The sequence below is a fragment of the Paenibacillus jiangxiensis genome, from assembly GCF_046098255.1.
GTDB classification, from domain to species: Bacteria; Bacillota; Bacilli; order Paenibacillales; family Paenibacillaceae; genus Paenibacillus; species Paenibacillus jiagnxiensis.
Genome location: NZ_JBJURI010000002.1, coordinates 299159 through 310657, shown reverse-complemented (window position 1 = coordinate 310657; position 11499 = coordinate 299159). Strand labels below are relative to the sequence as shown.

At 49.3% G+C, this 11499-nt stretch carries 10 protein-coding genes and 1 tRNA gene; 1 reads left to right on the top strand and 10 read right to left on the bottom strand.

Annotated features, from left to right (window positions below; all coding sequences use genetic code 11):
- The 10 genes from pheS to ilvB form a co-directional block, all read right to left on the bottom strand.
- Nucleotides 1–840 (bottom strand): phenylalanine--tRNA ligase subunit alpha (gene pheS / locus ACI1P2_RS03275; RefSeq protein ID WP_355316919.1); only part of this gene is annotated, 840 nt, incomplete at its 3' end.
- 424 nt (nt 841–1264) lie between these two features.
- Nucleotides 1265–1338: transfer RNA gene (locus ACI1P2_RS03270), tRNA-Gly, on the bottom strand.
- Nucleotides 1339–1455: 117 nt separating this feature from the next.
- Nucleotides 1456–2415 carry an aldolase catalytic domain-containing protein gene (locus tag ACI1P2_RS03265; RefSeq protein WP_355316776.1) on the bottom strand — a complete coding sequence of 320 codons (960 nt, stop codon included), beginning with the start codon at nt 2413–2415 and terminating at the stop codon, nt 1456–1458.
- Between the two features lie 139 nt (nt 2416–2554).
- Nucleotides 2555–3661: an ATP-binding protein gene (locus tag ACI1P2_RS03260; RefSeq protein WP_355316775.1), complete on the bottom strand. Its 1107-nt coding sequence runs from the start codon at nt 3659–3661 to the stop codon at nt 2555–2557.
- Between the two features lie 258 nt (nt 3662–3919).
- Nucleotides 3920–4330 (bottom strand): hypothetical protein, encoded by a 411-nt coding sequence (locus ACI1P2_RS03255; protein WP_355316773.1) that lies wholly within the window; start codon nt 4328–4330, stop codon nt 3920–3922.
- A gap of 294 nt (nt 4331–4624) precedes the next feature.
- Nucleotides 4625–5164, bottom strand: a complete 540-nt coding sequence (locus ACI1P2_RS03250; RefSeq protein WP_355316772.1) for a peroxiredoxin — start codon at nt 5162–5164, stop codon at nt 4625–4627.
- A 240-nt stretch (nt 5165–5404) separates the two neighbouring features.
- Entirely contained in the window at nt 5405–6481 is a 1077-nt protein-coding gene (gene leuB, locus ACI1P2_RS03245; protein ID WP_355316770.1) for a 3-isopropylmalate dehydrogenase, read from the bottom strand.
- A 282-nt stretch (nt 6482–6763) separates the two neighbouring features.
- Nucleotides 6764–7756, bottom strand: coding sequence for a ketol-acid reductoisomerase (gene ilvC, locus ACI1P2_RS03240; protein ID WP_355316769.1), 993 nt, complete (start codon nt 7754–7756; stop codon nt 6764–6766).
- Between the two features lie 161 nt (nt 7757–7917).
- Nucleotides 7918–8400: an acetolactate synthase small subunit gene (ilvN, locus tag ACI1P2_RS03235; RefSeq protein WP_355316767.1), complete on the bottom strand. Its 483-nt coding sequence runs from the start codon at nt 8398–8400 to the stop codon at nt 7918–7920.
- Between the two features lies 1 nt (nt 8401).
- Nucleotides 8402–10147, bottom strand: coding sequence for a biosynthetic-type acetolactate synthase large subunit (ilvB, locus tag ACI1P2_RS03230; RefSeq protein WP_355316766.1), 1746 nt, complete (start codon nt 10145–10147; stop codon nt 8402–8404).
- A 547-nt stretch (nt 10148–10694) separates the two neighbouring features.
- On the opposite strand from ilvB, the gene ACI1P2_RS03225 reads away from it, so the two are divergent.
- Nucleotides 10695–11243 (top strand): GNAT family N-acetyltransferase, encoded by a 549-nt coding sequence (locus ACI1P2_RS03225; protein WP_355316764.1) that lies wholly within the window; start codon nt 10695–10697, stop codon nt 11241–11243.
- Nucleotides 11244–11499 lie beyond the last annotated feature (256 nt).

Here is an 11499-nt window from a genome sequence, read left to right as displayed (position 1 = left end):
GCCCGTCTGCTTGCACATCCGGCAGCCGCTGCCGCCGCACTGCACGCAGGTCACGTCCATCTCGGCGCTTGGCTCCGTGAACGGGAAGAAGCTTGGACGCAGGCGGATCTGTGTCTGGCTGCCGAACATTTCGCGCGAGAACTGCAGCAGCGTTCCTTTAAGGTCGCTCATCCGGATATTTTCGCCGATGACGATGCCCTCAATCTGATGGAACTGGAACGAGTGAGTAGCATCATCGTCATCGCGGCGGTACACCTTGCCTGGGCAAATCACCTTCAGCGGGGTTTCACCTTGCATGGACTGCATCGTCCTCACCTGCACCGGTGAAGTATGCGTACGCATCAACAGCTCCTCGGTAATGTAAAAAGAATCCTGCATATCACGGGCCGGATGGTTTTTCGGCAAATTGAGCGCTTCAAAGTTGAAATAATCCGTCTCCACCTCCGGGCCTTCCGCTACGCGGTAGCCCATACCGAGGAAGATATCTTCGATTTCAGCGATGACCTTGTTCAGCGGATGAATTCCGCCCTGCGGCATCTTGCGGCCAGGCAGGGTAACGTCCACCCGCTCTGCGCGCAGCCGCCGCTCTGTCTCGGCACGCTGAAACGCCTCCTGCTTGGATTCAATAATGCTTTCAATGGCGCCGCGCACGTCATTCGCCACCTGGCCGATGACTGGCCGCTCATCCGCGCTCAAGCTGCCCATGCCGCGTAAAATTTCAGTCAGCGCTCCCTTTTTACCCAGATACTTAACGCGCAGGTCGTTCAATGCCTGGGGATCGGATACCTGCTCCAGCTGCGCCAGAGCCTCAATCTTTAATGCTTCCAGCTTTTCCTTCATCATTCCTGATGCCTCCTTTGTGTAATCACCCGGTAATCCGGTATGTACGCAACAAAAAAAGGCCCTTTCTCCCGTAAGGGACGAAAAGACCGTGGTACCACCCTTGTTAGACGATCGTTGAAATTCATGCGGATTTCTATCCATGATCTCATGATTTCAGTAAAAATCGTCTCGCTCAGCACGTGTAACGGCCGTGAACCGGTACCCCCTACTTTCCTGACGTACGCATTGACACATCAATGTTCAGGGGACTGCTCCGGAGTGAACTTCAACAGGTCTGTATCTGCAGAAACGCTCTCAATCCGCGGCGTTTCCTCCCTGTGCGCCAGGCACTGCCTACTCTCTCCATCAAAGCATTTATCATTTTTTCACAAATTTCAAAAAAAGCCCCTGCTTGCAAGGAGCGGCTGTTCATCGTCAATTATGGAGCGGGTGATGGGAATCGAACCCACGCTACCAGCTTGGAAGGCTGGAGTTCTACCATTGAACTACACCCGCGCGACTTATTAAATCATATTCGAGACTGATTAATAATATAACTTAACCGCAAGGAAAATGCAACCGGCAAAAAAAGCGCATCATCCGTAGATCATGCGCTTTCCTTGTAAAACCGGACTATTTTTGGTCAAACGACACTTCAGGAGTCGTCAGCTTATCGTAGAAATCAACAGCCTTGTCTTTGTCCTCCGAAGCTCGTAAAGCCATGGCCGAACGCGGATGTTCATCCAACGTGCCTGTAATCATGTAAGGAATGATATATCCCCATTCTTCTTTCTCACGAAGAGGGATCATCAGCTTCTCAATGACATCAAGCACCGGACGCAGCTTATAATGCGTATGCTTCAGATGGGTTACCAGCAGTTCGGTCGGACAGTTGCCGGCCGCGCGTCCCATGCCGTACACGGATGCATCCAGCAGCTCCACACCCTGCTCGGCAGCAATCAGCGTATTGGAGAAAGCAAGCTGCAGATTGTTGTGCGCGTGAACGCCAAGTCGCTTGTTCGGCAGATGCTTTTTGAACTTTTCAGTCAGATGCAAAATATCTTTATGGTCCAGGCTTCCGTAAGAATCGACGATGTACACAACATCCACTACACTGTCTTTAATTAGCTCGAAGGCTTCCAGCAGCTCATGCTCCATGACATTGGAAAGGGCCATAATATTTATGGTGGTTTCATATCCTCGTGCGTGGAAAATGTTGACCAACTCGATCGCCTTATCAACATCCTTGATGTAGCAGGCTACCCGAATAAGGTCGAGCAAACTCTCGCTGCGGGGAAGAATGTCATTCTCGTCCACACGGCCGATATCGACGAGAGCCGACAGCTTGGTATGCCCTTTCTGGGGAATAACCTTGCGCAAAAATTCATCGTCCAGGAAGCGCCATGGGCCCGCTTTGTCCGCGCCTTTGAGCAGCTTCGGGGAATTTTTATATCCGATTTCCATATAATCAACACCAGCATCATTCAGTCCGGCGTACAGTTGCTGAACAAATTCCACGCTGAAATCCCAATTGTTAACCAAGCCGCCGTCCCGGATGGTACAATCCACGATTTTACTATGATTCGTCTTCATCTGCCAGTTACTCCTTCCAAAAAACCAAGTCTATTTCCACTCATCATACTTGAACGGGTCAGCAAAAGTAAAGGTAAAATGAAAAAGGACCTTCCCCAGCCTGACAGCTTTTTGGGAACGGTCCTGTCTTCCTTTCTCATTATTGCACCAAAGGCAGAGATATCCGAAATTCGGTTCCTTCCCCCTGGCTGCTATTGACATGAATAAATCCACCGTGATTTTTAATAATTCTGTAGCTTACGGATAATCCGAGGCCTGTCCCGCTCTCTTTGGTTGTAAAGAACGGATCGAACAGTCTCGAGAGTGTATGGCGGTCCATCCCCTGACCGTTATCCACAATCGAAATATCCGCATAGCGTCCTTCCTTGGCCACAGCAATCTGAATGGTGCCTGGGCGAACATCATCCACGCTTTGAATGGCATCCATCGCATTTTTGATAATATTCAGAATGACCTGCTTGATTTGCTTGACATCAATGGAAACCTGGAGGGTGTCAGGGTTATCCACCAGTATAATTTCGCAGTCCTTCATCAGCGCTTCACTCTCGGTCAGCAGTGCAACTTCCTTGAGCAGGCTGGTAACGGGAAGTACGGTTTTCTGAGGCGCCGAGGGCTTGGACGAATTCAGAAATTCATAAATAATATCATTCGCCCGGTCGATTTCCGAAAGGATGATCTTGGCATATTCATCCTTGCCAAGCTGCAGGAGATGGGGTCTGAGCAGTTGAATAAAACCCCGGATAGCTGTGAGAGGATTCCTGATCTCGTGAGCGATGGAAGCGGATATTCGCCCAAGCATGGCCAGCTTGTCATTCTGGTAAGCGGTCTGTTCAATTTGCTTGTAATCCGTTACATCCTTCACGCTGAACAAAATATCGCCATCCAGTTGATCTCCATAGGTTACAGTAATCAGCCAATGTCGTCCGGATTCGTCAATCAGCTCATGATAGCGCTTACGGTGGAAGATGGTCTCACGATAAATTCTTAGTATCTTCTTGCGCTTGAAGCGATTCAACTCCGGATGCTTCAAAATATCGACAAGGCTGCATCCCGTCAATGCTGCTCTGGACACTTCAAGAAGCTTGGCCATCTGGACATTAACGAACGTCACCACACCTTCGTGGTCAAAAAGCATAATCCCGCTGTCTAAATGCTCCAAAACATTTTCGTATTTATTTTTGACTAATTGGGTGGATTGAAAAGGTGAGATCGAATCAACCATCGTTTCATGAAATCCGTTGATCATGCCGGGGTCCCCCTTGTACCGGTTGATAAACTGGCCGTTTCGGGCATCTGCAATCCAACAAAAAAACAAACAACCACCAATTTCCAATTGCCTCGTATTTTTATGATAGACAACATTGCTGTTTTCAGTCAATCGAAAATCCTGTCGAACGCATAAATTTTTTCAACCTGTTTTTTTGCGTATTAGCGAAAAAAAGAAGCCTCCGCACAGCGGAAGCTTCCTCCCTTTGCCTCTTGCGAGCGACGATATACCTACGGGCTAGCTGTTGTTATGCTGGAGCCGGGAGCGTCTCTGACTCATGACAGCCAGCCTTCTTTTCAGCTCTCCCTGCCACTTCTCGTCCTCGATTTGCTTGGCAACGGTAAGCAAATCCAGCGAGATATCGATCTGCCGCTTCACAATTTCAAGCGGGTCCTCGCTCTCCCTGCTGACACAGTTTTCAAAGATGGTATCCTCATCTTCCATCACATAGTCCTGGAAATCAATTTCCGTTGCACCGTCTCCATGCGCATACTCCGCAAGAATCTCGTATTCGTTCTCCACACGATAATGTACTTCAATACGCTGGCACACCGGGCAAACCAGCAAGGGCACGTTATGGACCTGCGTACGGTAATGCTTCAGCGTCCCCTTGGTTCCCACCATACTTGCTCCGCAGCAAAAACTCATCTGGCGCTCACCCTCCTCTGAACATAACCTGGTTTACTTCTATCGTCCAAACCATGTATCCGACGCAGCAAAAACGGCAATGTCACTATTATGATATTTGCTTTTTCTTACTACCCTATTCGCTCTGTAAGTGCTTAATTCCTCCCGTCAACCTTAAAACGTATATTTCTTATTTCAACGTTTTACTGCAAATTCAAACAGAATTAGACGGGTTGCAGCATCCAGGCAAGCAAGCCCCCAACAGTCGGCTATAACCGCTATTGGGGGCTTGAAAAATCGATTTAACTATCACTATTACAGATTTTTATCGCCAGGCTTCCAATTCATTGCGCACAATCCGCCGGATTGCAGTGCTTGCAGCACACGCAGAGTTTCCTCAACGCTGCGGCCTACATCGTTATGGTTAACAACCTGGTATTTCAGTTCACCGTCAGGATCGATAATGTACAGACCGCGAAGCGCAACGCCTTCTTCTTCGATCAGAACGCCATAGTCACGCGCAACTTGTTTTGTAATGTCGGAAGCAAGCGGGAAGTTCAGTTGTCCCAGACCGTTGCTATCCTTCGGAGTGTTGATCCAAGCCTTGTGGCTGTGTACGGAGTCAACACTTACACCCAGGATTTCAGTATCCAGTTCTTTGAACTGGGAATATGCTTCACTCAATGCTGTAATTTCAGTAGGGCATACGAAAGTGAAATCAAGCGGATAAAAGAAGAATACGAGCCATTTTCCGCGGTAGTCAGACAGCTTAACATGACCAAACTCTTGTCCGTCACCTGTAACTGTTTCCATCGTAAAATCTGGAGCCGGTTTACCAACTAATCTTTCTGCCATTTCTGCAAAATCCTCCTTTGAACTATGTAAGAAAAACATGAGTGTTTTTCTTGATTCACTGTATTGTTTCGAAAAACATCATTTTCATTGAAAATGTTATCATCCGACTTCAACAAAGTCAATATTATAAGGATTATTTTTTTATAATTAATATAAATAAGACAATAATTCGACAAATTACCGCCACAAAAAACAGCCTGGTTCTCTGCTATTATGCAGCCAGGCTGTTCAGGTTCGCGCTTACTTCATTGCCGCAGCAATCAGATCGCCCATTTCAGTAGTAGAAATTGCTGCGCTCTTGTCTGTCGCGATATCGGCTGTGCGATGACCTGCATCAAGCACCTCTGCAACAGCTTTTTCAATAGCGTCCGCTGCTTTGTCATAACCGAACGTCAGACGGAACATCAGAGCTACCGACAAAATCGTTGCAATCGGATTGGCCAGTCCTTGACCGGCAATATCCGGTGCAGAACCGTGTACCGGCTCGTACAATCCAAAGCTTCCTTCCCCGAGGGAGGCCGATGCCAGCATGCCGATGGAACCGGTCAGCATGGCCGCTTCATCGCTCAGAATGTCGCCGAACATATTTTCCGTCACGATCACATCGAAGCTTGCCGGACGGCGCAGCAGCTGCATCGCACAGTTGTCGACAAGCACATGCTCCAGTTCGACATCCGGGTATTCCGGGGCAATCCGGTTTACCACTTCACGCCACAAACGGGAGGTTTCGAGCACGTTGGCCTTGTCCACCGAAGCCAGCTTTTTACGGCGCTTCTGTGCAATTTCAAACGCCTGACGGACAATGCGCTCTACTTCCTTTACATTATATACACAGGTATCAACCGCTTCCTGTCCGCCTTCGCCTTCACGTCTGAACTTTTCGCCAAAATAAATTCCGCCCGTCAGCTCGCGGACTACCATCAGGTCCGTTCCTTCCAACACTTCCGGCTTTAAGGTGGAAGCGTCCTTCAGACAATCGAAAATGACAGCCGGGCGCAGATTGGAGAACAATCCCAACTCCTTGCGAATGCCGAGCAGACCTGTTTCCGGGCGCAAATCCTTCGGATTGTTATCCCATTTCGGGCCTCCTACTGCCCCAAGCAGAACGGCATCCGCCGACTTACACACCTTAAGAGTATCCTCGGGGAGAGGCGTCCCTTTCTCGTCGATGGCAATTCCGCCGAACAGAGCATGCTCGGTTTCAAATGAATACCCGTAGAGCTCCTCCGCCCGTTTTAGGATTTTTTCCGCTTCCGCTACCACTTCCGGACCAATTCCGTCTCCGGCGATTACAGCGATTTTTTTCACTTCAGCCATTTCCGTCACTCCTCTTGTTCTTGAGCCGTTCCAGCCCATTGCTATTATCCTTTTTATCATATCTGAAGTCGCTTTGACCAAGATATACAATCTATCAGTTTAATAGGCTTTGCCTATAACCATGTACCAGTAAACTTACTGTCCAAAACAAATCAGAGATCCCCTCCACTATCATGTTTAGGGATCTCCCGCTAAAAACCGCAATGCGGCTCACGCATAAGCATGGCCGCATTGTAGGAATATCGTTATGATTGCCGGTATTGACAACAGCTGCAATCCGTTTTATTTCTTGATCCAGTGCATCATTTCACGCAGCTGACCGCCCACGACTTCGAGTTGGTGGTTCGCTTCATTGCGGCGCGTTGCTGTCAGGAAAGCACGGCCGGATTGGTTTTCAAGAATGAAGTCACGCGCGAATTTACCCTGTTGGATATCAGTCAGAACCTCTTTCATCGCTTTCTTCGTTTCTTCGGTTACGATGCGCGGGCCAGTAACATAGTCACCGTATTCAGCCGTGTTGCTGATGGAATCGCGCATGCTGGCAAGGCCGCCTTCATACATAAGGTCAACGATCAGCTTCAACTCGTGCAGGCACTCAAAGTACGCCATTTCAGGAGCATAGCCAGCTTCAGTCAACGTTTCAAAGCCTGCTTTAACGAGCGCGCTCACGCCGCCACACAGTACAGCCTGCTCACCGAACAGATCCGTTTCGGTCTCTTCACGGAAGGAAGTTTCAATAACGCCTGCACGGGTACAGCCGATGCCTTTTGCATAAGCCAGTCCGATTTCTTTCGCTTGACCTGTTGCGTCCTGCTCAATAGCGATCAGACCTGGTACGCCAAAGCCTTCAACATACGTACGGCGAACCATGTGGCCCGGAGATTTCGGAGCCACGAGCAGCACATCGCTGTCCTTTGGAGCCACGATTTGGCCGAAATGCACGTTGAAGCCGTGGGAGAACATGAGCGCAGCGCCTTTTTTCAGGTTAGGCTCAATTTCATTTTTGTACACAGAGGCTTGAGTTTCGTCAGGCATCAGAATTTGCACGACGTCTGCGCGGCTGACAGCATCCGCAACCGGAAGCACTTCAAAGCCGTCATTTTTCGCCGCCTCGAAGGATTTGCCCTCACGCAGACCGATGACAACGCTCAGGCCGCTGTCGCGCAGGTTTTGTGCTTGAGCATGACCCTGGCTGCCGTAACCGATGACGGCAATTGTTTTTCCTTTCAAAACGCTAAGTTCTGCATCTTTTTCATAATACGTTGTCACTGGCATGGTAAAAATTCCTCCTTTTAATTGAAACCCTTCATAATGAGCGGGTGTTCCAAAAGACTCACGGCGGAGTCTGCTGGAACTCCCGCTCATTGGGGGTCATGTACACTTTATTCTTTTAATGCTTTAAAAGCGTTGCACCACTAAAGTTTGCAAATATTTTTTTATAAGTTTCCGCGTACCATGGCGGTTACGCCCGTTCTGGACAGCTCACGGATCCCATATGGCTTCAGCAGCTCGATCATCGCATCAATTTTGTCGGTATCCCCCACAACCTGAACCATGAGACTCGAGGTGCCGATATCGACAACGGAAGCGCGGAACGTTTCGACAACTCCCATAATTTCAGGCCTTTGCGGCGGTTCAGCCTTAACCTTAATCAATGCAAGCTCGCGTGCAACCATTGGCTTGGAACTCAAATCGATCACCTTAATGACATCAATCAGCTTGTAGAGCTGCTTCTCGATCTGTTCGAGTGTATGTTCGTCTCCTGGTGTTACGATGACCATCCGGGAGAGCCCTGCTTCTTCAGACGCGCCGACGGTGATGCTTTCAATGTTAAACCCCCGGCGGCTAAAGAGACCGGATACCCGCTGCAGGACACCAGGCTGGTCATTCACCAGTACCGCAATCGTATGCTTCATCATGTTACTCGTCCCCCATCAGCATGTGATCAATAGCCGCTCCCTGTGGCACCATCGGATATACGTTTTCTTCCTTGCTGACTACAAATTCGACGAGAACGGGTCCCGGTGTATTCATCGCTTCCTGCCATGCATCGCGGGCTTCTTCTTTGTTCCGGGCCCGGAGGCCTTTGACTCCATAAGCTTCAGCCAATTTGACAAAATCAGGGCTGCCAGCAAGATCAATGTGGCTGTAACGGTTATCGTAAATCAGCTCCTGCCACTGCCGAACCATGCCAAGCACCTGGTTGTTGATGACGACGATTTTAACAGGGATGTTATTGATGGCGCATATCGCCAGCTCCTGCGAACACATCTGCATGCCGCCGTCTCCGTTGATTGAAATGACCAGTCTGTCCGGATTGGCCATCTGGGCGCCGATCGCGGAAGGGAAGCCAAAGCCCATCGTTCCAAGTCCGCCGGAGGTTACCCAGGAGCGCGGCTTGTTGAATTTATAATATTGGGCAGCCCACATCTGATGCTGACCCACATCCGTCGTTACGATGGCTTCACCCTTGGTCGTTTCATCCAGCAATTCAATAACCCATTGCGGCTTCAGCTCTTCATCGGAATCGCGGTAGGTATACGGCTTTTCCGCTTTCCACTCCTGAATTTGCTTCCTCCAGGCATCCGCTTTGTCCGCGCGCTTCACTTCCTGATTGGCAATTTCAAGCACCGTTTTCACATCACCGACGATGGGAATGTCAGTCGGCACGTTTTTGCCGATCTCGGCAGGATCGATGTCGATATGAACAATTTTAGCCTTCGGCGCAAATTCGTCCAGCTTGCCGGTAACGCGGTCATCAAAGCGCGCCCCGATGTTAATCAGCAGATCCGCATTTTGAATGGCCAGGTTGGATGTGTAGGTTCCGTGCATCCCCGGCATTCCCGTCCACAGCTCGTGACCGCTCGGGAAACCGCCCAGGCCCAGCAGTGTTGTCGTAATCGGAATTTCCGAACGTGTGACAAACTCATAAAGCGCTTCATGGGCTCCAGAATAAACCACGCCCCCGCCCGCCAGAATCATTGGGCGTTCGGCCTCGCTGATCGCCTGGATCAGCTTGTCAACCTGCAGCTTGTTGGGTACGACACGAGGATTGTAGCCGCGCATCGCAACAGGCTCGGTTTGAGGTACAAAGAGCGTTTTGGCAGCTGATACATCCTTCGGAATGTCGATGAGAACCGGACCTTTCCGGCCTGTATTCGCAATATGGAATGCCTCATGAATGATTCTTGGCAGCTCCTCGACATCCCGTACCAGATAGCTGTGCTTGGTGATCGGCATTGTGATTCCCGTAATGTCGGCTTCCTGGAAAGCATCCGTCCCAATCAGCGAGGAGACTACGTTACCGGTGATGACTACCAGCGGCACGGAATCCATATAGGCGGTCGCAATACCAGTGACCAAATTGGTCGCCCCCGGTCCGGAAGTCGCAATACACACGCCAACTTTTCCGCTTGCACGGGCATATCCGTCGGCAGCATGGATGGCGCCCTGTTCGTGACGGGTCAGCACATGCTTGAAATCCTCGAAGCCATACATCGCGTCATAGATATAGAGTACAGCCCCTCCCGGATAACCGAATACACATTCAACACCTTCCAGCAGCAGGCTGCGCAGCAGGATATCCGAGCCTGAAATGACTTCAGGCTTCATCCATTTTTCTCGTAATTCATCAGTTGACCTTGCCTCAGGGATTTGAGCACTCATGAGTCTTCCTCCTTCTTGTAGATTACACAAATCTTACATTTACAAATATAAAAAAACCTTTCGCCCTTCCAGCAGATTTAACTGCTGACGAGGGACGAAAGGTTGTGACTTCCGTGGTACCACCCAAATTTGTCTGACACCTCACGGTATCAAGCCTTGGCAGGTATAAAAAACCATCGATGTAAAGCGCCATTTTTTATACACTGACGTCTGTAACGTAGACTGTACGATTTTCCCTAATAAGCTGCTGGTTCACAGCCTTTCAGGAAAATAGCTCCGAGGTGAGCTCGTATGTAAGGGGTATTGGTGGAACTTTCAGCTGATATTCCACTCTCTGGACAACAGGGCCCTTATAACTTCGTCCTCTTCATCGCCGATATGTTCATGCAATTCTTAAAATGTTTAGACACATTATATGACCCCTTCACAGGGATAGTCAATAGTTTCGTGAACAAAAAATGATCTTTATTTTTTATTAGGCTGATTATCCCATATTTGGGCGTCAATTCAATGTACTGCCTATCACGTAAAAAAGGGATGTGAGCATATGCTGTGGCAAGGCATATCTTACCTGCCGCTATTTACAGGCATTGCCGGAGCAGCAGGTATTTTCCGGCCGCCATCTGGGAGGAATTGTTCAATCATGATCCGCCTCCGTATGAAGAACGTGGACGACAGACAGATCAGGAAATTAATCGATAGTGAGCTAGTACCATTATCTCACATGCATCCCTCGCTTATACAGAAAACCCGTAAAGAGCTTCCCCAGCGTCTCGATCAAGGCATCACCTTTGTTTCGTATGAAACCGATCCAAAGGTAGTTAACGGTTTTATTCATCTGCTGCTGTACCGGCGCACAATGCTCATTGACATGCTGGCGGTTGCCTCGAGAGCTCAGGGAAAAGGCTGCGGAAAATCCCTCTTGTCCCATGCCGAAATACTGGGCTGTAACAAGGGCTGCGAATCCGTGAGGCTGCTGGTGGACGATGACAATATACGCGGAATACACTTTTACAGGAAGCAGGGCTATTCCATTTTACGTCAGGACTCCTGGAACCGCTGCTATGAAATGAGCAAAATGCTGCTTCCCTATTAAGCTCCAGAATATGATGTGAGACGCTTCGAGAACGAAGCATTCCTACAATCGCTGTTGACCCTTCGGGCCAAAGGCGAACGCTCCGCTTTTCCGGAATTGCTTCGTCCTCTCCGCTGCTCCATGCATATCCCTGCTTAAAAAGCAAAAGAAATTTTAGCCTTTTACGGGATGACTCAAACGTGTTCACCTGAAATAGAACACCCCAACTTGTACACAAAAGGACCTCACAATCCACCATCAAGTGAATTGTGCGGTC